18 protein-coding genes and 1 tRNA gene are annotated in these 22,279 nt (G+C 67.7%); 8 read left to right on the top strand and 11 right to left on the bottom strand.

The window, feature by feature from the left end; all coding sequences use genetic code 11:
* Window positions 1-9 precede the first annotated feature (9 nt).
* The 7 genes from AC1D2H_RS11035 to hemA all read right to left on the bottom strand — a co-directional run bounded on the left by AC1D2H_RS11035 (window position 10) and on the right by hemA (window position 5,566).
* Window positions 10-603 (bottom strand): hypothetical protein, encoded by a 594-nt coding sequence (locus AC1D2H_RS11035; protein ID WP_477930411.1) that lies wholly within the window; start codon window positions 601-603, stop codon window positions 10-12.
* 108 nt (window positions 604-711) lie between these two features.
* Window positions 712-1,272, bottom strand: coding sequence for a UbiX family flavin prenyltransferase (locus AC1D2H_RS11030; protein WP_478010956.1), 561 nt, complete (start codon window positions 1,270-1,272; stop codon window positions 712-714).
* Entirely contained in the window at window positions 1,269-1,583 is a 315-nt protein-coding gene (grxD, locus tag AC1D2H_RS11025; RefSeq protein WP_478010955.1) for a Grx4 family monothiol glutaredoxin, read from the bottom strand. The genes AC1D2H_RS11030 and grxD overlap by 4 nt, the downstream gene beginning before the upstream one ends.
* A gap of 54 nt (window positions 1,584-1,637) precedes the next feature.
* A complete protein-coding gene (locus AC1D2H_RS11020) occupies window positions 1,638-2,210 on the bottom strand; it encodes a hypothetical protein (protein WP_477930405.1) in 573 nt (190 codons plus the stop codon).
* Window positions 2,211-2,321: 111 nt separating this feature from the next.
* Window positions 2,322-3,143: a peptide chain release factor N(5)-glutamine methyltransferase gene (prmC, locus tag AC1D2H_RS11015; protein ID WP_478010954.1), complete on the bottom strand. Its 822-nt coding sequence runs from the start codon at window positions 3,141-3,143 to the stop codon at window positions 2,322-2,324.
* Entirely contained in the window at window positions 3,140-4,225 is a 1,086-nt protein-coding gene (gene prfA, locus AC1D2H_RS11010) for a peptide chain release factor 1 (protein ID WP_477930401.1), read from the bottom strand. The genes prmC and prfA overlap by 4 nt, the downstream gene beginning before the upstream one ends.
* Window positions 4,226-4,303: 78 nt before the next feature.
* Entirely contained in the window at window positions 4,304-5,566 is a 1,263-nt protein-coding gene (gene hemA / locus AC1D2H_RS11005) for a glutamyl-tRNA reductase (RefSeq protein ID WP_478010953.1), read from the bottom strand.
* Window positions 5,567-5,619: 53 nt separating this feature from the next.
* On the opposite strand from hemA, the gene AC1D2H_RS11000 reads away from it, so the two are divergent.
* A complete protein-coding gene (locus AC1D2H_RS11000; protein ID WP_477930399.1) occupies window positions 5,620-5,895 on the top strand; it encodes a hypothetical protein in 276 nt (91 codons plus the stop codon).
* Here the strand turns inward: AC1D2H_RS11000 and miaB are convergent.
* Together miaB and AC1D2H_RS10990 are read right to left on the bottom strand one after the other, a co-directional pair.
* On the bottom strand, window positions 5,885-7,243 hold the full coding sequence (gene miaB, locus AC1D2H_RS10995; protein WP_478010952.1) for a tRNA (N6-isopentenyl adenosine(37)-C2)-methylthiotransferase MiaB: 1,359 nt from the start codon (window positions 7,241-7,243) through the stop codon (window positions 5,885-5,887). The genes AC1D2H_RS11000 and miaB overlap by 11 nt on opposite strands.
* Window positions 7,240-7,617, bottom strand: coding sequence for a hypothetical protein (locus AC1D2H_RS10990; RefSeq protein WP_478010951.1), 378 nt, complete (start codon window positions 7,615-7,617; stop codon window positions 7,240-7,242). Before AC1D2H_RS10990 ends, miaB begins: the two co-directional genes overlap by 4 nt.
* 217 nt (window positions 7,618-7,834) lie before the next feature.
* Between AC1D2H_RS10990 and AC1D2H_RS10985 the strand changes: the two genes are divergently transcribed.
* On the top strand, window positions 7,835-9,061 hold the full coding sequence (locus AC1D2H_RS10985) for a vanadium-dependent haloperoxidase (protein WP_478010950.1): 1,227 nt from the start codon (window positions 7,835-7,837) through the stop codon (window positions 9,059-9,061).
* A gap of 79 nt (window positions 9,062-9,140) precedes the next feature.
* Here the strand turns inward: AC1D2H_RS10985 and AC1D2H_RS10980 are convergent.
* Together AC1D2H_RS10980 and AC1D2H_RS10975 are read right to left on the bottom strand one after the other, a co-directional pair.
* Window positions 9,141-9,217 (bottom strand) — tRNA-Met (locus AC1D2H_RS10980).
* 53 nt (window positions 9,218-9,270) lie between these two features.
* Entirely contained in the window at window positions 9,271-10,917 is a 1,647-nt protein-coding gene (locus tag AC1D2H_RS10975; RefSeq protein ID WP_478010949.1) for a rhamnogalacturonan acetylesterase, read from the bottom strand.
* Window positions 10,918-11,037: 120 nt separating this feature from the next.
* On the opposite strand from AC1D2H_RS10975, the gene AC1D2H_RS10970 reads away from it, so the two are divergent.
* From AC1D2H_RS10970 to AC1D2H_RS10945, 6 genes are all read left to right on the top strand, one after another.
* On the top strand, window positions 11,038-12,390 hold the full coding sequence (locus AC1D2H_RS10970) for a hypothetical protein (protein WP_478010948.1): 1,353 nt from the start codon (window positions 11,038-11,040) through the stop codon (window positions 12,388-12,390).
* A gap of 331 nt (window positions 12,391-12,721) precedes the next feature.
* Window positions 12,722-15,859 (top strand): TonB-dependent receptor, encoded by a 3,138-nt coding sequence (locus tag AC1D2H_RS10965; protein ID WP_478010947.1) that lies wholly within the window; start codon window positions 12,722-12,724, stop codon window positions 15,857-15,859.
* Between the two features lie 103 nt (window positions 15,860-15,962).
* The gene (locus AC1D2H_RS10960; protein ID WP_478010946.1) at window positions 15,963-17,798 is read left to right on the top strand and encodes a rhamnogalacturonan lyase; all 1,836 of its coding nucleotides are present in this window, start codon (window positions 15,963-15,965) and stop codon (window positions 17,796-17,798) included.
* Window positions 17,795-18,784 carry a hypothetical protein gene (locus AC1D2H_RS10955; protein ID WP_478010945.1) on the top strand — a complete coding sequence of 330 codons (990 nt, stop codon included), beginning with the start codon at window positions 17,795-17,797 and terminating at the stop codon, window positions 18,782-18,784. The genes AC1D2H_RS10960 and AC1D2H_RS10955 overlap by 4 nt, the downstream gene beginning before the upstream one ends.
* On the top strand, window positions 18,784-21,195 hold the full coding sequence (locus tag AC1D2H_RS10950) for a glycosyl hydrolase 115 family protein (protein ID WP_478010944.1): 2,412 nt from the start codon (window positions 18,784-18,786) through the stop codon (window positions 21,193-21,195). Before AC1D2H_RS10955 ends, AC1D2H_RS10950 begins: the two co-directional genes overlap by 1 nt.
* The gene (locus AC1D2H_RS10945; protein WP_478010943.1) at window positions 21,192-22,187 is read left to right on the top strand and encodes a family 43 glycosylhydrolase; all 996 of its coding nucleotides are present in this window, start codon (window positions 21,192-21,194) and stop codon (window positions 22,185-22,187) included. The genes AC1D2H_RS10950 and AC1D2H_RS10945 overlap by 4 nt, the downstream gene beginning before the upstream one ends.
* The last annotated feature ends 92 nt before the right edge of the window (window positions 22,188-22,279 follow it).

The raw sequence follows: 22,279 nt of genomic DNA, 5'->3' as shown, positions 1-22,279 counted from the left end.
CTGGGCGCGTCAGGCGTTGGTCGCCAGCGCGCCCGGGTAGCTCAGGGAGCTCGACGTCGCGGAGACGGAGAACACCACGCTGGTGCTGCTGGTCTGCTGCATCAGCGAGGTGTAGAGCGACATGACGCCGCCAGCCGACCTGGCGAGCTTGGCCGCCTGAGAGATGGCGGCGCTTTGCTGAATCGTCGTCGACAGCTTCATCGCCTCCTTGGCCTGGTCGGCGATGCGGTTGGCGAAGCTGGGCTGGCTGGTGTCAGCCTTCAGAAAGGCCTTCATCGCGGCCTTGTCCGCTTCGGAGCCGTTGAAGGCCACGCTGCCGTCGCTCTTCACCGAGATGTCGATGGCTGCCGTCAGGTGGATGCCAGCCTTGTCCATCGCGGTGCGCAGCTCGGCGCCCAGCTTCTTCTGGGCGATGTCGAGCTGGTGCACGGCAGCCGATGACTTGGCCGTGCCGGCCGCGCGTTGCAGGGCAGCCTGGGACACTTGCGAAGTCACCGTCTTGTCGCCGGTGCGGGCATTGGCGGCCGTCTTGCCATTGGCGGCCGAGTTGTCGAGGCCTTGCGTCGACAGATAGTTGAGTAGCGAGGCGTTGAGGCCAGTCACCACGGCATTCCCCTGAGTCTTTCCTGCCGGCATCTTGCGGGCAAGAGGGCGGTCCCAAGGGCGCTGCAAGGCCCGATTCACCGGGCAGTTCGCCGTTGACGTGGGAGGTTAGAGCCCGGTCCAGGTCTTGGGCTGCGCCTGTGCCACGCCCGCCAGCTCGAGCACGCGCTCGGCCGTCTCGTTGACCATCTCCTCGATGGTCTTGGGGTGGTGATAGAAGGCCGGCAGCGGCGGGAAGCAGATGCCGCCCATCTCGGTCACGGCGACCATATTGCGCAGATGAGCCAGGTTGAGCGGCGTCTCGCGCACCATCAGGATGAGGCGGCGGCGCTCCTTCAAGGTGACGTCGGCGGCGCGGGTCAGCAGGTTGTCGCCCAGGCCATGGGCAATCGCGGCCAGGGACTTCATCGAGCAGGGCGCCACCACCATCGCGGCGGTCGCGAAGCTGCCGCTGGCGATGCAGGCGCCGATGTCGCCCGGCGCGTAGGCGTGGTCGGCTTCCGCTTCCAGCGTGGAGCGGTCCAGGCCCAGCTCGTGGTGGGCGTTGAGGATGCCGGCGGGTGTCGCGACCAGGTGGGTTTCGACACCCAGCTCGCGTGAGCGGCGCAGCAGGCGCAGCGCGTAGGCCGCGCCCGTCGCCCCCGTCAGCCCGACGACAAGGCGGGTCACGCCGTGGTCAGGGCCTGTTGCAGCTCACCCGACTCGTACATCTCCATCATGATGTCCGAACCGCCGAGGAATTCGCCGTTGACGTAGAGCTGGGGGATGGTGGGCCAGTTGGCGTAGTCCTTGATGCCCTGGCGCACTTCCTCGTCTTCCAGCACGTTGAAGGTCTTGAGGTCGCTCACGCCGGCGGCTTTCAGGATCTGGATGGCGCRGCCGGAAAAGCCGCACATGGGGAACTGGGCGGTGCCCTTCATGAAGAGCACGACACGGTTGTTCTTGACCAGGTCGTCGATGCGTTGCTGAACGTCGCTCATTGCAGTTCTCGGAAAGGCAAAGCCGTGATTATCCGAGACGCGGCGTGGCCGCGGTCAGTAGCTGTAAGCCAGGCCCAGTTGCAGCAGGGGCTTGAAGCGCAGGTCGCGCATGGCGTCCTCGAAGCCCTGGGCGCTGCTGCGGCCCAGACGCAGGCCGTTATAGGAGCCCGACATCAGGCCGAGATCGGCGCTGAAGGCCAGGCCGCCGTTGTGCACGCGGCCCGTGTAGCCGATGCCGAAGTAGGAGAGGTTGGCGTTGTCCAGCGAATAACCGTCGGGGCCGCTCAGCGACAGGCTGCGTCGGCCGGCGGCGACGGGGCCGCTGCCCAGGGCCAGGCCGCCACTGCTTTGCGACATCGACAGCGGGCCGAGCAGCAGGCCGCCGGTGGCGCGCAGGCCGCCGCGCAGGCTGGAGAAACCGGAACTGGTGAGGTAGTAGTCGCCGAGCAGGTTGGCGCTGAGCACGCGCGAGCCGCCGAGATGAGGCTGCTGGGCCTCGCTGCCGCTGTCGACGCTGTTCAACTGCAATCGCGCCTGCCAGCGCGGATTGGCGTTGTCGTCGGCCCAGGCCGGGACAGCGGCGAGAACACAGAGGCTCAGTACTGCAGCGCTGGCGAGGCGGACCATGATCGTCTCCTGCGCGGTGCATCGGGTGGCACCGGGATTTGATACTACGCCGGCCAGTCAGTTACGGGAATGAAGAACTGGCAGCAATACATCACACATTTCGGGGTGGTTTCAGCTGGTTGCACGCCAGCGGCCACCGCTGGCCCGGGGCCGATCGGCCAGGTCGCGCCTCAGCGTGGCCTGGGCAAAACCCCGTTCGGTCAGGCGGGCGCCGACCGCTTCGGCCTGATCCCAGCCATGCTCCATCAGCAGCCAGCCGCCGTCGTTGAGGTGTTGCGGTGCAACATCAACAAGGGTCTGCAGGTCGGCCAGGCCGTCGCCGCCGGGCGTGAGCGCCGTGCGGGGCTCGTGGCGCAGGGCCGGCAGGTGCGGGTCGTCGCCGGCGATATACGGCGGGTTGCTGACGACGAGATCGAAGCGTCGGCCGGCCAGCGGCTCGAACCAGCTGCCATGGCGCCAGTCGACGGCCAGGCCCAGGCGTTCGCCGTTGGCGCGGGCGACGGCCAGGGCGTCGGCGCTGAAGTCCACCGCTGTGACCTGGGCGCGCGGGCAAGCCGCCTTGATGGCCAGCGCGATGGCGCCGCTGCCGGTGCCGAGGTCGACGACGCTGGGCTGGCCAGCCAGGCCGGAAAGCAGTTCCAGCGCCCAGTCGACCAGGGTTTCCGTGTCGGGGCGGGGTATCAACGTGGCGGGCGTCACCTGCAGCATCAGGCCGTGGAAAGGCTGCCAGCCGGTCAGATGGGCCAGCGGTTCGCCAGCGGCCAGCCTGTTCAAAGCGGCTTCAGCATCGTGAACCGGCGCGTCGCCGTGGGTGATCAACCAGGCGCGGTCTTGGCCAGTCAGATGGCTCAGCAGCGTCTGCGCATCGCCGCGCTCGACGCCGAGCCGGCGGGCGAGGGCGAGCGCTCCATCTACCGTCAAGCTGGCCGTCACACGCGGCCTTCTTCGAGCTGGGCCAGTTGCTCCGCTGCCTGCGCCGCGAGCAGGCCCTGGATCACGTCGCTGAGGTCGCCGTCCAGGATCTGACCGAGCTTGTAGAGCGTCAGGTTGATGCGGTGGTCGGTCAACCGGCCCTGCGGGAAGTTGTAGGTGCGGATGCGGTCGCTGCGGTCGCCGCTGCCGATCAGGCCCTTGCGCGTGGCTGCCTCCTTGGCGGCGCGCTCGCTGCGCTCCTTCTCCTGGATGCGTGCCTGCAGCACCTGCAGCGCCTTGGCCTTGTTGCTGTGCTGGCTGCGGCCGTCCTGGCATTCGGCCACGATGCCGGTCGGCAGGTGGACGACGCGCACGGCGGAATCGGTCTTGTTGATGTGCTGGCCACCGGCGCCGCTGGCACGGAAGGTATCGATGCGCAGGTCGGCCGGGTTCAGCGTGATGGCCTCGGCCTCGTCGGGCTCGGGCATCACGGCGATCGTGCAGGCGCTGGTGTGGATGCGGCCCTGGGTCTCGGTCGCCGGCACGCGCTGCACGCGGTGGCCGCCGCTCTCGAACTTGAGGCGACCGTAGACGCTGTCGCCCTCCACGCGCACGACCAGCTCCTTGTAACCGCCCAGGTCCGACACGTTTTCGGACAGGATTTCGGTGCGCCAGCCCTGGCCTTCGGCGAAGCGCAGGTACATGCGCGCCAGATCGCCGGCGAACAGGGCCGATTCGTCACCACCTGCGCCGGCGCGGATTTCCAGGAAGGCGTTGCGTTCGTCGTCGGGGTCCTTGGGGATCAGGGCGAGCTGCAGTTCGTGATCCAGCGCGGCGAGGGCCGCCTCGTTGGCGGCGATCTCCTCGCGGGCCATCTCGGCCATCTCGGGGTCGGCGAGCATGTCGCGCGCGGCCGCGAGGTCGGCCTCGTGCGCTTGATAGCGGCGGTAGCGCTCGACCAGGCCTGACACCTCGGACTGCTCCCTGGTCAGCGCGCGATAGCGCTTCATGTCCGATGCGATGCTGCCGTCGGCGAGAAGGGCGTCGAGCTCGGCGAGGCGGAAGCCAAGGCGGTCGAACTGCTGGCGAAGGGAATCTTTCATGGGCGGCAAACAAGAAGGGCAGTCAGGGGCGGCGCGAGGATTCCATCCTTGGGCGCCGGGCGGCGAGCGAGATCGCCGCTAAGACTGCTTGCCGCGCAGGAAGAGGCGCGACACCGTCTGCGCCAGCTGCAGCCGCTGTTCGCCATCGCTGCTGTTCAGCTCGGCCAACGTGCCGTGCAGCAGCTTCTGCGTGAGGCCCTTGGACAGCGCGTCCAGCACCTCGTCCACGCCCGCGCCCTTGGCCAGCAGCTTGCGGGCACGGGCGATCTCGAGCGCACGCCAGTCGTCGGCCTGGGCATGCAGGGCCTGGATCAGCGGCACCGTGTGGCGCTGGTCCAGCCAGTGCATGAAGCCCTGCACGCCGGTCTCGACGATGGCCTCGGCCTGGGCCACGGCGGCCTGGCGCTTCTCGCCGGCGGTCTGCACCTGGGCGGCGAGTTCGTCGACGGTGTAGAGGTAGACGTCGTCGAGCTGGGCGACTTCGGGCTCGATGTCGCGCGGCACGGCCAGGTCGACCATGAACATCGGGCGGTGCTTGCGTTTCTTCAGCGCCCGCTCGACGGCGCCCAGGCCGATCAGCGGCAGGCTGGACGCCGTGCAACTGACGACGATGTCGAATTCATGCAGGCGCTCGGGCAGGTCGGCCAGGCGCATGGCCTCGGCGCCGAAATGGGTCGCGAGCTTCTCGCCGCGCTCGAGAGTCCGGTTGGCCACGGCCATCTGGCGCGGCGTCTTGGCCGCGAAATGGGTCGCCGTCAGCTCGATCATCTCGCCAGCGCCGACGAAGAGGACGCGCGTCTTGGCCAGGTCCTCGAACAGCTGGCCGGCCAGGCGCACGGCGGCGGCGGCCATGCTGATGGAGTGGGCGCCGATCTCGGTGGAGGAGCGCACTTCCTTGGCGACCGAGAAGCTGCGCTGGAAGAGCTGATGCAGCGTCGTGCCCAGGGCGCCGGCCGCTTCGGCCTCCTTCACGGCCTGCTTCATCTGGCCGAGGATCTGCGGCTCGCCCAGCACCATGGAGTCCAGCCCGGCCGCAACGCGGAAGGCGTGGCGGGCGGCTTCGCTGCCTTGCATCACATAGGCGTGCTCGCGCAGCGCGCCGGCCTGCACGCCGCCGGCGTCGGCCAGCCAGGCGATGGCCGGCTGCACCAGGGCCGACGGCGCGGCCACATAGACCTCCGTGCGGTTGCAGGTGGACAGGATGGCCGCTTCGGGCGTGCCCGACAGTTTCTGGCGCAGACCGGTCAGCGAAGGCGCGAGCTGCTCGAGCGTGAACGCAAACCGCCCGCGCAGATCGAGCGGGGCGGTGTTGTGGTTCAGGCCGAGAGCAAAGACCGACATGGGTTGAATTGTAGGATTCGCGGCTTTTCCGCATCTGACATCGGTCAAGCCGCATGAGCCCACTCGACGCCTTCTGGCATATCGCCAACCTGTTTGCCCCAGCCTGGGGCCTGGCGGCGCTGCTGGCGGCGGCGATCAAGGGGTTGTGGCGGCGTGAGGCGAAGTCTCTGGGCTGGCGGACGTTGTGGCTCTGGGGCGCGGCGGGCGGCACGGCCGCTGCCATCGGTGCGCTGGTCCTGCTGGGCCGCGATGGCCGCATGGCGGGCTATGCCTTGCTGGTGCTCGGCGTGGCCCTGCCGCAGTGGTATTTGCTCAGCATCAAGCGCTGAGCACCTCCTCAGTCGTGACGACCTCTCCGCGCAGCGAATGCGCGAAGGCCGTCGTGATGCGAACGTCCACCAGCTGGTTCATCAGGCGCGGCGAGCCGGGGAAGTTGACGATGCGGTTGCACTCGGTGCGACCCATCAGCTCGGAGCTGTCCTTGCGGGCGTTGCCGGTGACGAGCACCTTCTCGACCTTGCCCACCATGCCTTGCGAGATGGTGATGGCATGCGCCTCGATGGCGGCCTGCAGTTCCTGCAGGCGCTTCACCTTGACCTCGTAGGGCGTCGTGTCCTCCAGCGCCGCGGCCGGCGTGCCGGGGCGGGGGCTGAAGATGAAGCTGAAGCTCGCGTCGAAGCCGACGTCGTGCACCAGCTTCATCAGCTTGGCGTGGTCTTCGTCGGTCTCGCCGGGGAAGCCGACGATGAAGTCGCTGGCCAGGCGCAGGTCCGGGCGGATGGCGCGCAGCTTGCGCACGATGCTCTTGAACTCCAGCGCCGTGTAGCCGCGCTTCATGGCCATCAGGATGCGGTCGCTGCCGTGCTGCACGGGCAGGTGCAGATGGTTCACCAGCTGCGGGATCTTGCCGTAGGCCTCGATGAGGCGGGGGCTGAACTCGTTGGGGTGGCTGGTGGTGAAGCGCAGGCGCTGGATGCCGGGGATCTCGGCCGCGTATTCCAGCAGCAGGGCCAGGTCGGCGAACTCGGCCGTGTCACCCATCTTGCCGCGGTAGGCATTGACGTTCTGGCCCAGCAGGTTGATCTCCATGACGCCCTGGTCGGCCAGGCCGGCGATCTCGGTCAGCACGTCGTCGAACGGCCGCGAGACCTCTTCGCCGCGGGTGTAGGGCACGACGCAGTAGCTGCAGTACTTGGAGCAGCCTTCCATGATGGACACGAAGGCCGAGGCGCCCTCCACCTTGGCCGGCGGCAGGTGGTCGAACTTCTCGATCTCGGGGAAGGAGATATCCACCTGCGGGCGGCGCTGCTCGCGGCGGGCGTCCAGCATGGCGGGCAGGCGGTGCAGGGTCTGCGGGCCGAAGACGACGTCCACATAGGGCGCGCGCTCGATGATGGCGGCGCCTTCCTGCGAGGCCACGCAGCCACCGACGCCGATCATGACGCCCTTGGCCTTGAGGTGCTTCACGCGGCCGAGGTCGCTGAAGACCTTCTCCTGCGCCTTCTCACGCACCGAGCAGGTGTTGAACAGGATGAGGTCGGCCTGCTCGGGATCGTTGGTCGGCTCGTAGCCTTGCGCTGCGCCCAGCACATCGGCCATCTTGTCCGAGTCGTACTCGTTCATCTGGCAGCCGAAGGTCTTGATGTAGACCTTCTTGCCCGTCGTTTCGGCGCTCATCGCTTGATCCAGGTCTGGTTGCCCGGATTGAACTGCCAGGTCGCAGCCTCGAGGGGCGTCGTCGGCCAGGGCTTGTTGGCGAGCTCGGCGGGGTTCAGCACCCAGACGTCCATGATCAGGCCGCTGCTCTCGACCGTGTAGTGCACGATGAATTTCTTGCCTGCGATGCCGGCGGGCTGCACGAGGAGATTGTTATCGCCCTTGACGCGGCTGCCGGGCGCCAGGCGCGCGGGCTTGCCGTTCAGCAGCACGTCGGGGTGCTGGGTGACGACAAGTTCGCCACGCAGGGTCTGGGGTGTGAAGAAACGGTGGGTCTGGGCGTGGGCGACCAGACTGCTGGCGGCCAGGGCCAGCGCGAGTGCACAGCGGTACATGGTATGTGTCCAGTGGCTGCGTAAATGAAGACGGCGCGAGGCTTGCTCGCGCCGCTTGGGGCTTCGCGGTGCTCGCACCAGCGAAGGGGCGCAAGTTTACCTTGGGCGATTCATTCGGTCGGACCGCAATCCTGTGCGCGGAGGCCCCCCAAGCGTGCGGTGCTCGCAGCCGGGCCGCCGACTATGGTTGTTGTTGGCTTCGGATGAGGAGATCGACATGACGGCGTGGCGTGCAATTCCAACCCTGCTGGCTGCTCTCAGCCTGGTTGCCGGCCTCACGTCGGCGCGGGCCGACGTGATCAGCGACTGGAATCAGACGGCATGCGACGTGGTGGCCAAGGCCGGCCCCGGTGCGCCCGGGCATCGCATGCTGGCCGTTGTACAGCTCGCCGTCTTCGAGGCGGTCAACGGTATCGAGCCTCGCTATGCGCCTTGGCTGTCGCGGCTGGCGGCACCCGCCGGTGCGTCGATCGAGGCGGCGGTGGCCGCCGCCAACCGCGCCACGCTGACAGCCCTGATGCCGGCCGAGAAGGCGGCCATCGACTCGGCCTACCAGGCCGCGCTGAAAAACATGCCCGAGGGCGCGGCCAAGGCGGACGGCATCGCCGTTGGCGAAAAGGCGGCCGCTCAGGTGCTCGCGCGCGCCGCGGCCGATGGTGCCGCTGGCCCTGACAACTATCAGTGGCAGACAACGCCCGGCCGCTACGTGCCCACGGTGGTTCCCGCCGTCCCGACCTGGCCGCGGCGCACGCCCTGGGTGATGGCGCGTGCCGACCAGTTCCGGCCCGGGCCGCCACCCGATCTCGCCAGCGAGGGCTGGGCGCGCGACCTGCAGGAGGTGCGTGCGCTGGGTGGCAAGAGCAGCACGGCCCGTACGGCGACCCAGACCGATATCGCGCGCTTCTGGGAGGACACGCGGCCAATGATCTATTACCCCGTGCTGAAGGCCGTCGGCCAGATGCCGGGGCGCACGGTGGTGCAGAACGCACGGCTTTACGCCGCCACCGGCATGGCCATCGACGACGCACTGATTGCCGTCTTCGACGCCAAGTACGCCTACAACTTCTGGCGCCCCATCACGGCCATCCGCGTCGAGCATCTGGCCGGCGGCAGCAAGACAGCGGCTGACCCAGGCTGGACGCCCTTCATCGCCACGCCCATGCACCCGGAATACCCCTGCGCCCATTGCGTGGTGTCGGGCGCGCTTGGCGCGGTGCTGCGCGAGGAGATGCGCGGCAAGGCCATGCCTCGCCTCAGCTCGACCAGCCCCACACTGCCCGGTGCCGTGCGCGAGTGGGACAGCGTCGAGGCCTTCATGGAAGAGGTGCGCATGGCGCGCGTCTATGACGGCGTGCATTACCGGAACTCGACGGAGGTGGGCAACCAGATCGGCATGGCCGTCGGGGCGCTGGTCCAGCAGCGCTTTGCCGGCCCGGCGAAATAGCGGGCCAGGTGCAGCGGACCAGGTCTACGGCGCAAAGCAAAACGGGCTGCCCTGAAAAGGACAGCCCGTTGGCTTTGTTTGGTGGCGCTTCAGGGACTCGAACCCCGGACCTGTGGATTATGATTCCATCGCTCTAACCAACTGAGCTAAAGCGCCTGAGCCCGCCATTCTAAGCGAAGTTTTTCGGGGCTGGCAAGTGGGTCTGAAAATCAGGGCGTGGCGGGGTGCAGAAAGCTCTGCAGCGGCCGGCCCGGCAGGCGCTTCAGGCCCTCGACGACCTGGGTGGCGTTGAAGACCGCGCCAGCGTCGTTCGTGTGGGTGCGGGCGTCGGAGAAGAACGTCTCGACGCGCTCGGCGCCAGCGACGCGATAGGCCTCGGTGACCAGCATGGTCAGGTCGATGAACTGGGCGCCGCCGGCGCGCGCGACCTGCTCACCCCAGACGGCGTAGTTCTCGAAGTCGCGTGGCTGGCCGGCCTGCCAACGGTCCTTGTGCGGGATGGGTGACAGCACGACGACATGGGCGCCCTTGGCGCGCGCGTCGGCGATGTAGCGAGCCAGGTACCAGCCAAAGCTCTGCACCATCTCCTTGCTGCCATCGGGCCGGGTGTCTTCCACGGCCTCGGGGCCGATGCCGGACACCGAGCCGCGGTTCTTGCCGGCCGGGTCGCCGATGCGGGCACCGTCGTTGTGGCCGAACTGGATCAGCAGCGTGTCGCCGGCCTTCAGCTGCTCGAGCACTGACGCCCAGCGGCCTTCGGTGAAGAAGGTGCGGCTGCTGCGCCCGCCGATGGCGTTGTTGACGACGTTGATGCGCTGGGTGTCGAAGAAGGCGGCCAGCCGCTCGCCCCAGCCAAAGGCGCCGTTCTGGCCACCGCTGCGCACGGTGGAGTCGCCGATCAGCACGAGGCTGGGCAGACTGGCGTCGCGCGGCGCCTCGACCTTGACCTTGCGCGCATCGACCACGGGCCGGTCGTCGCTGCCGTCGGGCGCGAAGCGGCGCGTGTAGACGTCGTCCGGCAGCAGCTTGTTCTGGATCAGCCCGGCGATGACGAGCTGCGCGTTGACCGCCGCGCCGAGCCAGTTGGTGTGCACGGTCTCCTGGGGCGTGTCGGCAGGGAAGAGCTTCTCGACCGTGGCCTTGCCCAGCGCCTCGTAGCGCAGCGCACCCCACTCGTTGAGGTCGATGAAGGCCACGCCCTCCTGCTTGGCCACCTCGGCGGCCCAAGCGGCGTAGTTGCCGCCGGCGCGCGTCACCTTCACACCGTCGGCCTCCCAGCGTTTGCGGATCACCGGCGAGGCGATGACGGGCGTGGCCCCGGCCGCACGGATCTCGCCGATGTAGCCGCGCAGATAGGCCCCGTAGGTGTAGACGGTCTCCCGCTTGCCGGTCAGCAGGTTGTCGATGTCTTCCTTCTCGGGGCCTGTGCCGCGCAGCACGCCGCGAGCGCGGCTGTTGTCGTTGACGGGGCTGGCGTCGTTGTGGCCGAACTGCACGACGACCCAGTCGCCGCGCTTGATGAACGGCTTGGTGCGCTCCCAGTGGCCGCTCGTGCGGTAGGTGCGGCTGCTCAAGCCGCCAACGGCGCGATTGACGACATTGATCCTGTTCGTGTCGAAGTAAGCGGCGATCGGGTTGCCCCAGCCCCACTGACCTTCGGCGCCCTTGCCCTGGCCATCATCCTGGCCATTGCGCACCGTCGAGTCGCCGATCAGGATGAGGGACGGCAGCTCGGGCCGAGCCGGCTCCGGCAGCTTGACCTGGGCGCGCGCCGGGTCGGTGCTGGCGGTGAAGGTCTGGGCCTGGGCCAGAGGCCAGGCCAGCAGTGAGAGCAGGGCGATGAGCGTTCGGATCATGGCGCGGATGCTAGGAGCAGCCCGACCCGGGACGGCGCAAGTTCTTGAGCGATTGAGGCCCAGCAACATCGCGCAACAGAGCCGGTCCTAGAGTCGCGCCACTTCTACCGGGCACCCATCATGTCGCTTCGCAAGACCTCCCTGCTGTTGACTCTCCTGGTCGTGATGGCGCCCGCCTGGGCCCAGATCGGCCAGCGCTTCCCCTCCGAGAAGCGCGTCGTGCCCGACCCCGTCACCGGCACGCCGCTGACCTTTCTGACGACCCAGCCGCGCGGTGACTCCAAGATCTACCCCAGCCACCCGCAATGGACGGCCGATGGCCAGTGGCTGGTGTTCCGCTCGGCACGCGTCAAAGGCGAGGCCATCGCCGTCAACGAGGCGACGGGCGACATGGTGCAGGTCACCGAGGGCGGCTACGACGGCATGCTCAACCTCGCGCAGTCGGGTGGCAACAAGCTCTACTTCCTGCGGCCCGACAAGGGCGGCGCGGCCAAGGCCATGCAGGCCATCGAGGTGGACCTGGACCGCGTCTTCGCCGACAGCAAGGCCGGCGCCATGAAGCCGGCCAGCAGCTACCAGCGCGTCATCGGCACGCTGCCGCCCGAGCTGGAAGCGGTGGGCGACAACRCACTGGACGCCGATGGCCAATGGTTCTACTTCCGCGTCACCGGCAAGGCCTTCGCGGGGGCCAGGCTGCCGGCCGGCACCAAGATCGAAGCGCCGTTCGGCCCGCGCGGCATGGGCGCCGGGCCCCATGCCATCGGCAAGATCAATGTGCAGACGGGCGAGATCAAGCACGTCGTCTCCGTGCCCTTCCAGATCGGCCATATCCAGAGCAACAGCTGGAACCCGGGCGAGCTGGTGTTCAGCTGGGAGACGGGCGGCAAGTCGCCGCAGCGCACGTGGACCGTCAAGGGCGACGGCAGCGGCCTGCGCCCGCTCTACCCGGAGGCGCCCTATGAGTGGGTCACGCACGAGGCCTTCATCGGCAAGGACGAGGTGGCCCTGGCCATCATGGGCCACCGCGCCATTCCCGGCGTCGTCGACCCGAACCGGCCGGCCGCCACCGATGTGGGCGGCGCCAACCCGGGCCAGGACGCCGCCTGGGGCGACGCCGGCACGCGCGAAAAGCCGACTGGCCTGGCCATCGTCAATCTGCGCACCCGCGAGGTCATCATTGCCGGCCAGACGCCTGCGGGCAGCGGCCTGTGGCATGTGCATGGCTCGCCGGATGGGCGCTTTGCGACGGGCGACGACTTCGGCCGCAGCCTCTATCTTATCGACCGCAAGACGCGCGAAATGATCGTGCTGACCACCGGCCACAAGACGACGGCGCGCGACCACATCCACCCGACCTTCAGCCCCGACGGCAAGAAGATCCAGATCCAGTCCGCCATGCTGTCTGCCGACGGGCGCGAGATGAATATCTGCATCGTGCCCGTGCCCAAGGCCTGGTTGGATAGAAAGCCATGAGATTCTGACTATCGTCTTGGATATATTGGTGATTGAATAATTCAATATATTGATACTCGCAATATTGGGCCAAACTCTTCTGTGAAGGGTTTGGCCCCTATTTATTCGGGCCTGCCGGGCAGGCCTGGCGAAGGGCGGGAGCGGCCCTTGATAATCACCAACGTGATCGAAACCTGCGTCTTTCAAGGGTTTTCTCGGAGTCAAAGCAATCACGGTCGTGATTCTTTGCCAGCGTGTGAACACAGCGTGAAACCCGACCTCTAGACTGTCTTCGGGGCATTAGAGAGAGCCATTTCGAGCTCTCCCCGGTCGATATTCTGGAGAAGACAAAATGCTGAAGAAGATTCATGGCGGTTCGCCGGTTTCGCGTTGGACGCCGCTGGCCCTGGCCATTTCGGCAGCACTGGCCAGCCAGGCCCAGGCGCAGCAGCCCGCCGCACCGGCCACTGCCGCGTCAGCGCCCGCTGCCAAGGACGCCAACCAGCTCGAGACCGTGGTCGTCACCGGCATCCGCCGCTCCATCCAGAGCGCCATCGACCGCAAGCGCAGCGCCTCCACCGTCAGCGACAGCATCGTGGCGGAAGACATCGACCAGTTCCCCGACAAGAACGTCGGCGAGGCGCTGTCGCGCATCACCGGCGTGCAGCTGTCGCGCCAGTTCGGTGAGGGCTCGCAGGTGTCCATCCGCGGCGTCGAGCCCGACCTGAACCGCATCCAGATCAATGGCATGTCGGTGCTGAGCACCACGGGCGGCGCCGGCCGCGGCGCCGAGTTGCGCGAGCTGGCGTCGGAGCTGATCGCCTCCATCGACGTCATCAAGGGCTCGACGGCCGACCTGACCGAAGGCGGCATCGGCGGCACCGTGGAGATCAAGACGCGCAAGCCGCTGGACTTCACCAAGCTCACCATCGCCGGCACGCTGGCGGCCGAGCAGGGCAGCCTGCGCGGCGGCGTGCAGCCGCGTGGCACGCTGCTGCTGGCCRACAAGTTCCTGGACGGCAAGCTCGGCCTGATGGCCAACCTCGTCTACGACAAGATCTACACGCGCGGTGACTTTGCGCGCAACACGTCCTGGGCCTTCCTGCGCGACTGGGACTTCTCGGCCGAGAAGACCGTCACCAGCCTGAACGCCAATGCCGCCGCGGTCACGACCGCTGCCGGCTGTGCGTCGCTGGCCGCGGCTGATCGCACTCCCTGCCAGTCGCAGTGGTTCGACTACTCGCCGCGCATCTCGCGCTATGGCATCTGGACGCGCGACCACGAGCGCAGTTCCGCCGAAGTGACGGCCCAGTACCAGTTCACCAAGGAGCTGGACGCCTACGTGAGCTACCAGGCCAACACGCAGGCCCAGCGGCTCAACGACATGAACTACGGCACCGACTTTTCAGCCATCACGCGGCTGGCTTCGTCGGGCAATGCGCCGGTCTATGCGGCCAACGGCACTGTCGCCACGGCGGGCACCTGCGTTGCGGCGCCCGCGGCCACCACGCCGGCCGGCATGACGGTGGAGAACCACCACGTCACGCAGTTCACGGTGGGCAACTGCCTGAATGTGGCCGGCCAGGGCGGCCAGGGCGCGTTCAGCACGTCGGCGCGCGATTTCGCGCTGGACATCAAGTCCAAGTACACGACGGCCGGCTTCAAGTTCAGGAACGACAAGTGGCGCGTCGAAGGCCTGCTGGGTGACTCCAAGTCGGACTACAAGAGCGAGAGCAACAACATCGTGCTGACGCAGAACGCGCCCGGCCTGGTCGTCAAGCTCGACGGCAACCACTTGCCGCAGTTCACCTTCCCGTCGGCCTACAGCCCCGACAACGCGTCGTCCTATGTGCAGGCGCAGTTGCAGTACCGCCCGTCGGCCACCAAGAACACCGAGCGCCAGGGCAAGCTGGACTTCCAGTACAGCATCGATCACAGCTTCTTGCAGAGCCTGTGGTTCGGCGGCCAGATGCGCGAGTCCACCGCGCGCCAGTACAACGGCGGCGGCTACCTGATCCAGAACAACGGCAGCCTGACCGCCACCGACGAGGCGGTGGACATCAATGCCCGCACGGCCAACGTCAACCAGACCTTCATCTGGGACCCGCTCTACACCGGCACGGCGCAGCGCCCCAACGATGCGCAGACCTACATCAACAGCGGCTTCAAGACCTCGTATGTGAGCAGCGCGCGCATGCAGGAGATCGTCAACACGATCCGCACGAAGTCGCCCGGCACCTTCATGGGTGGCTATGGCGACGTCAGCGGCGTACCGGCCAACTGGACGGCGCCGAGCTATGCGGCAACGGCGTCCTCCGGCATCTTCGATACCAGCGACTTCACCCACAAATACCTTTACCAAACGCCCGGCAACGACGGCAAGACCTATCCGCAGATTCCGGCCTTCGACGTCATCGAGAAGGTCAAGGCCGGCTATGTGCGGCTGGACTGGGGCACGGAGGTCTTTGGCCTGCCGCTCGATGGCAACGTGGGCGTGCGCTACACCCGCACCGACCTGACCTCGACGGGCCTGAAGACGGACCGTACCTGCAACCCAGCCACCGTGTCGACCTGCTCGGTGCTCGTGAACAGCAATTCGGTGGTGACGCTCAGCAACAGCTACAACGACGTGCTGCCCAGCCTGAACGCCACGCTGCAGCTGATCAACGGCCAGCTGCTGGTCCGCGGTGGTGCAGCCAAGGTGATGGCGCGCCCGGCGATCGACCTGCTGGCGCCCAACGTCACCTGCACGACGGGCAGCGGCGACCCGGCGCGCGGCGGTGACGGCACCGACGACTGCACGGCCGGCAACCCCGACCTGAAGCCCTACCGTGCCACCAAGTACGACCTGAGCCTGGAGTACTACCCCAGCCGCGACACGCAGCTCAGCCTGGCCACCTTCCGCACCGAAATCGGCACCTATGTCCGCAAGGGCATCGTGAACCGCGGCGTCAACTTCTACGGCGACGGCCGCCTGTTCGACGTGACGCAGGCCATCAACGGCGAGGGCGCCAAGACACAGGGCCTGGAGTTGGCCGGCCGCACGGCGCTGTCCTTCCTGCCCGGCTTGCTGGGCAACCTCGGCGTCGATGCCAACTACACCCACATGACGTTCAGCTACGCCAAGGGCAACGAGCTGATCAGCCCGTTGGACAACTCGGTGCTGCCGTATCCGGGCCTGTCGAAGAACTCCTACAACCTGGGCCTGTGGTACGACGACGGCAACTTCAATGCCCGCCTGGCCTACGCCTACCGCGACAAGTACTACACCGGTGGCAACGACGTCTCGGGCAACCCGAACTTCGCCGACAAGACCGGCTATCTGGACGCCAAGATCCAGTGGAAGGCCACGAAGAACTTCACGCTGGCCGTCGAAGCCAAGAACCTGACCAACCAGGCCGAACTGACCTATGCGGGCGACCTGGGTCGGCCCAACGAGCTCGCCTGGTCGGGCCGCCGCTACTACGTGACCTTGGGCTACAAGCTCTGATCACTCCTTCTTCATGAACTCCCGGGCCGGCATGGCCTCCGTAGTTGCGCCGTGAGCGCGCCGGCCCCCGCCTGAAGCTGGGGCCGTTTTTTTTGAGCACACCATGAGTCTTCCGCGCCGTCTTCTTGCCTGTTGCCTGCTCCTGGCAGGGCTTGCCCAGGCCCAACCCAAGCAGATGGAGAAGCTGGACCGCGGTGTCGTCGCGCTTGTCACGGCGAACGGTGTCTTCGTCAGCTGGCGCCTGCTCGGCACCGAGCCGGCCGGGGTGCGCTTCAACGTCTACCGCGATGGCAAGCGCGTCAACCCCGAGCCACAGCTCCTGACCAACCTGGTCGATGCGCAAGGACGTGCAGACAGCCTCTACACGGTGCGTGCCGTCGTCGACGGCCAGGAGCAGACGGCCTCGCATGCCGCTGCACCATGGAGCCAGCCCTATCTGCGCCTGCCGCTGCAAAAGCCCGCAGGCGGCGTGACGCCCGACGGCGTGGCCTACACCTACGAGGCCAACGATGGCGCGGCGGCCGACCTCGACGGCGACGGGCAATACGAGCTGATCGTGAAATGGCAGCCCACCAATGCCCACGACAACTCGCACAAGGGCCACACCGGCCACACGCTGATCGACGCCTACAAGCTGGACGGCACGCGGCTGTGGCGCATCGACCTCGGCCAGAACATCCGTGCCGGCGCCCACTACACCAGCTTCCTCGCCTACGACTTCGACGGTGACGGCAAGGCCGAGCTCATGCTGAAGACGGCCGACGGCACGGTGGATGGCCAAGGCTTGGGTCTCGGCGACGCCAAGGCCGACTACCGCAACGAGGCCGGCTATGTGCTGGCCGGGCCGGAGTTCCTGACCGTCTTCAACGGCCTGAGCGGCGCGGCCATGGCCACGGTGGCTTACACACCGGCGCGCGGCGAGGTGACGGCCTGGGGCGATGCCTATGGCAACCGCGTCGACCGCTTCCTGGCCGGCGTGGCCTACCTGGATGGCCAGCGCCCGAGCGCCGTGTTCTCGCGCGGCTACTACACCCGCGCGGTGCTGGCCGCCTGGGATTGGCGCGACGGCAAGCTGAGCCAGCGTTGGGTGTTCGACAGTGAGAGCGATGCTTCAGCCAAACCCGCGGCAGGACAGGGCGCCCACTGGTTCTCGGTCGCCGACGTGGACGGCGACGGCCGGCAGGACATCATCTACGGCGCCGCCACCATCGCGAGTTCCGGCAAGCTGCTCTACAGCACGGGCCTCTGCCATGGCGATGCACTGCACGTCAGTGCCTTCGACCCCGCGCGCGAAGGCCAACAACAGATCTTCATGGTGCACGAGAGCCCGCGCTGCTACGGCGAGCATGGCCTGGAGATGCACGATGCCGCCACCGGCAAGGTCTTGTGGAGCATGTCGGGCAAGAACACCGACGTGGGCCGCGGCGTCTGCTTCGACATCGACCCCGCCTACCCCGGCGCCGAATGCTGGGGCAGCGTCGGCGGCCTGATGAGCGCGGGCGGCAAGCTCATCAGCGAGCAGCACCCCAACCGCTACAACTTCGCCCTTTGGTGGGACGGCGACCTGCTGCGCGAGTCGCTGGACCATGTCGCCATCGACAAGTGGAACCCCGCCACCTTCAAGTTCGAGAACCTGCTGAACGGCAAGAAATACGGCGCCGCATCCAACAACGGCACCAAGGGCAACCCCGTGCTGTCGGCCGACCTGTTCGGCGACTGGCGCGAGGAAGTGGTCTGGCGCAATGAAGACAGCAGCGCGCTGCTGATTTTCTCGACCGCCGTGCCGACCGAGCACCGCCTCGTCACGCTGATGCACGACCCGCAGTACCGCGTGCAAGTGGCCGCGCAGAATGCCGGCTACAACCAACCTCCGCACACGAGCTTCCATCTGGGCCACGGCATGAAGCCGCCGCGGTATCTGACCATCACGACGCCATGAAGCTCATCGGCCTGCTTCTGTTTGCGCTGCTGACCGGCTGTGCAAGCGTTGAACCGGCACCGCGCCCGCTCTATCGCGACCCCGTACTGGACGGTGCTGCCGACGTGTCCCTGGTCTTCAACCGCGGCCTCAAACGCTGGGAGATGTTCTATACCAACCGCCGCGCCACGCTGCGGCTGGACGACCCCAAGGATGTGAGCTGGGTGCACGCCACGCCCATAGCGATTGCGACGACGGACGACGGCAACCACTGGCGCGCCGCGGGCGAGGCCAAGTTCCCGACCGAATGCACCGGTGTCACGCTTTGGGCGCCCGAGATCCAGGACTTCGACGGCGTGTATCACCTGTGGCTGACCATCGTGCCCGGCGTGCACAGGAGCTGGACCGGCGAGCGCCGCATCGAGCATCTGACGAGTACCGACCTGCGCAGCTGGACCTGCGCCGGCCGCGCGGACCTCGGCTCGCCCAAGGTCATCGACGCGTCCGTCATTCGCGCGCCGCAAGGGGGCTGGCGGATGTGGTTCAAGGACGAGCAGGGTGGCAGCAGGCTCAAGGTGGCCGACAGTCCCGACCTGAAGACCTGGACCGTGCGCGGCCCGGTCAGCCAGCTGGCTGGCGAAGGCCCCACCGTCTTCCACTTTGCCGGCAAGTGGTGGCTGGTGGCGGACCTGTGGAAGGGCCTGCTGGTCATGCGCTCCGACGGCGCCCAGAACTGGGAAGAGCAGCCCGCGCGGCTGCTGTCCGACGTCGGCCTTCACCCGACCGACCGCGCCAAGGGCCAGCACCCCGGCGTGACCGTCGTGGACGGCCGGGCCTACCTCTTCTACTTCACGCACCAGAGCGGCGAGCCCGAAGCGAAGACGGACGACCGCTGGCACCAGCGCACCGTCATCCAGGTGGCGGAGATGAAGCTGCAGGATGGCTGGCTGACGGTGGACCGCAACGCGCCACCGCCGGACCTGCGCGCGGCTTTCGGAGCCCGTTGATGCGCGCGCTGCTGCTGGCCTTGCTGTGTGCGCTGGCCAGCGCAGCGCATGCCGGGCTCGCTGTCGACGTCAAGGCCACGCTGGGCAGCGTGCCGCTGGACGGCGCTGTCATCGTCGCAGCGCCGGATGCCGACCCGCTCGAAGCCTTCGTCGCCAGCGACCTTGCCAACGACCTGAAGCGGCTGGGCCTGAGCGTCGGCAGCAAGGGCTCAGTGCAGATCTGGGTCGGCACCGTGGGCCGCCACGCCGCCATCGACGCCGCCGGTCTCGACCTCAGCAAGCTCAAGGGCTGCTGGGAATGCTTCCAGATTGCGCTGCTGCGCAACCCCGCGCCGGGCGTGAAAGCGGCCCTCGTCATCGCCGGCGCCGACCCCCGCGGCACGGCCTATGGCGTCTACACGCTGAGCCAGGCCCTGGGTGTGTCGCCCTGGCATTGGTGGGCCGACGTCGCGCCGCTCAAGCGCGGGCCACTGCACCTCAGCCTCGATGCGCCGCTGCACGATGGTCCCGCCGTGAAGTACCGCGGCCTCTTCATCAATGACGAGGACTGGGGGCTCTTCCCCTGGGCCGCGCGCACTTTCGAGCCCGAGGCCGGCACCCTCGGTCCGCGCACCTACGAGCAGGTCTTCCGCCTGCTGCTGCGCCTGAAGGCCAACACGCTGTGGCCAGCCATGCACCAGGTTTCGGGTGCCTTCAACGCCGACCCACGCAACGCCAGGCTCGCGCAGCGCTACGGCATCGTCATGGGTTCGTCCCACGCCGAACCCCTGCTGCGCAACAACGTCGCCGAGTGGAGCGCGCCGCACGAGCAGTACAACTACGCGACACATCCTGAACAGGTGCGCGACTACTGGGCCGAGCGGCTGAAGACGAATGGCCGCTTCGACAACCTCTACACGCTGGGCATGCGCGGCATCCACGACTCCGGCATGCAGGGTGGCGGCACGGTGGCCGAGAAGCAGGCGCTGCTGAACCGCCTGCTGGCCGATCAGCGCGAGTTGCTGGCCCGTCATGTCGGCGACCCGCGGCAACTGCCGCAAGTCTTCGTGCCCTACAAGGAAGTGCTGCCGCTGCTGCCCGGCCTGGCGCTGCCGGACGATGTGACCCTGGTCTGGCCCGACGACAACTTCGGCTATATCCGCCAGTTTCCCGACGCGGCTCAAGCCCAACGCTCGGGTGGCTCGGGCGTCTACTACCACCTGTCCTATCTCGGCGCGCCGCTGTCCTATCTGTGGCTGAGCACGACACCGCCGGCGCTGGTGGCGGAGGAGATGGGTCGCGCCTTCGATGCCGGCGCACAGCGGCTGTGGATGGCCAACGCCGGCGACATCAAGCCGCACGAGGTCAACCTCAGCCACTGGTTCGACCTGGCCTGGAACCCGGCCGCCGTGCGGGCGCAAGGGCAGGGCGGCTACCTCCGCGACCTGGCCGCGCGGCTGTTCGGCGTCACCGAAATCGCGGACATCTGGGATGGCTACTACCGCCTCAACTTCGAGCGCCGTCCCGAGCATCTGCAATTCCATCTGCCCGGCGAACGTGCGCGCCGCAGCGGGCTTGCGCCGGCGGTCATCGACGAGCGCCTGCACCGATTCGCGCGCCTGCTCCTCGCGCTGGACGCCGTGCGCCCGCGCATCGCTAGCGCGCAGCAGGGCGGCTTCTTCCAGCTCGTCGAATACCCGCTGCGTGCCTCGGCCCTGGCCAACGAGCGCTTCTTCGCGCTGGAGCGCTACGCCGCCACGATGGAGCGCGACCCGGCCGGTGCCCGCCGCTTCGCGGCCCATGCGGTGCGTGCCGACCAGCGCCTCAAGGCGCTGACTGGGCGCTACAACAGCGGCCGCTGGGCGGGCATGCTGGCCGAGGAGCCGGCGGATGGCTTGTGGACCAGCTACCGCCAGCAGGCCCCGCTGCTGCCGGCGGTCGGCCTGGGTGGTCATGCGGACGATGCGCTGCGCGATCTCGCCAAGGCTGCCGCTGACCTCGCACCCGTGTCAGCGGCCCCAGTACTGCCATCGCTGCGGGTGACCGCGTCGCAGGGCTGGCGCCGCATCCCTGGCCTCGGCCGTGGCGAGGGCGTGCTGAGGTCGCTGCAACCCGACGCCACCGTGGACCTGCAAGCTGAAGCCCCCACCGGCCCCAGCTGCCTGCGTGTCCACGTATTGCCCATCTACCCGCAGGCCACGCATGAGGCTTGGCAGGCCGATGTGCTGGTCGGCGGCCAGACCTATCCGCTGCGCTGGCCGCGCGGCACCCAGGACACCTCCTGGGCGCAAGGCGTGCTGGCCAACCGCCTGACCGCGACACTCACGCTGCCTGATCGCCCTGGCGCTTCTGTGTACCTGAAGGCTCGCCAGGCTGACCTGATGTTCGATGGCGCCGAGCTGCTGCCCGGCGCCTGCAAAGGCAATCCATGAAGCTCGCATCCCTCGCGCTCGCCGCCCTGCTCGCCACGCCGCTGGCGCAGGCCCAGAACCCGCTGAACCTTGGCAAGGACCTGCGCACCGCCGACCCGTCCGGCCACGTCTGGCCCGACGGCAGGATGTGGCTCTACACCTCGCACGACGAGGAGTGCCAGGCCGATTTCCACATGAAGGACTGGGTCGCCTTCTCGTCGACCGACCTCGTCAACTGGACGAACCACGGCGCCGTGCTGTCGGTGAAGGATTTGAAGTGGGCCGACGACTACGCCTGGGCGCCCGACGCGGCCTACAAGAACGGCAAGTACTACCTCGTCTTCCCCGCCGGCAATGGCATCAAGGACCGGCAGAACCCCAAGCTCAGCACCAAGTGGATGGGCATAGGCATCGCCGAGAGCGACTCGCCCGCCGGCCCCTTCAAGGACATGATTGGCGCGCCGCTGTGGCGCAAGCCCTATGCCAACGATCCGGTGCTGTTCGTCGACGACGACGGCCGCGCCTACCTCTACAGCCGCACGTCGGGCGTCAACTACCTGGTGGCCGAGATGGCCGACGACATGCGCAGCCTCAAGGGCGAGCTGAAGAAGATGGACATGGGCGGCTACGAGCCGCCGATGGAGGGGCCGTGGGTGTTCAAGAGGAAGGGCCTCTACTACTTCACGATGCCCGAGCACAACCGCATCCTGACCTACTACACGTCCACCTCGCCCACCGGGCCGTGGAAGTACCACGGCGTCATCATGGAGCAGGAGAACAACGCCAACAACCACCACTCCATCGTTGAGTACAAGGGGCAGTGGGTGCTGTTCTATCACCGCTGGCTGGACACGCCGGGCGCGGCCTGCGCGAAGAAGCAGCGGCATGTGACGGCGGAGTACCTGCACTTCAACGGCGACGGCACGATCCGCAAGGTGGAGCGGACGAAGGAAGGCGTGGGTGATTTTCCCCAGCGGGCAACACCTGGCACTGCTGCAGGCGTGACAAAGTAGTTCGCAGTGCAAGCGCCGTCTTGCCCTGCTGGCCGCTGCAGCCCAGGCTGGGATGTCCAGACCTGTCGCAGCCGCCCCTTCCCGTTGCGGGG

The organism is Roseateles sp. P1_C1_2 (genome assembly GCF_056406535.1).
The sequence above is the reverse complement of the archived record's forward strand: the minus strand, read 5'-3'. Positions and strand labels throughout refer to the sequence as shown.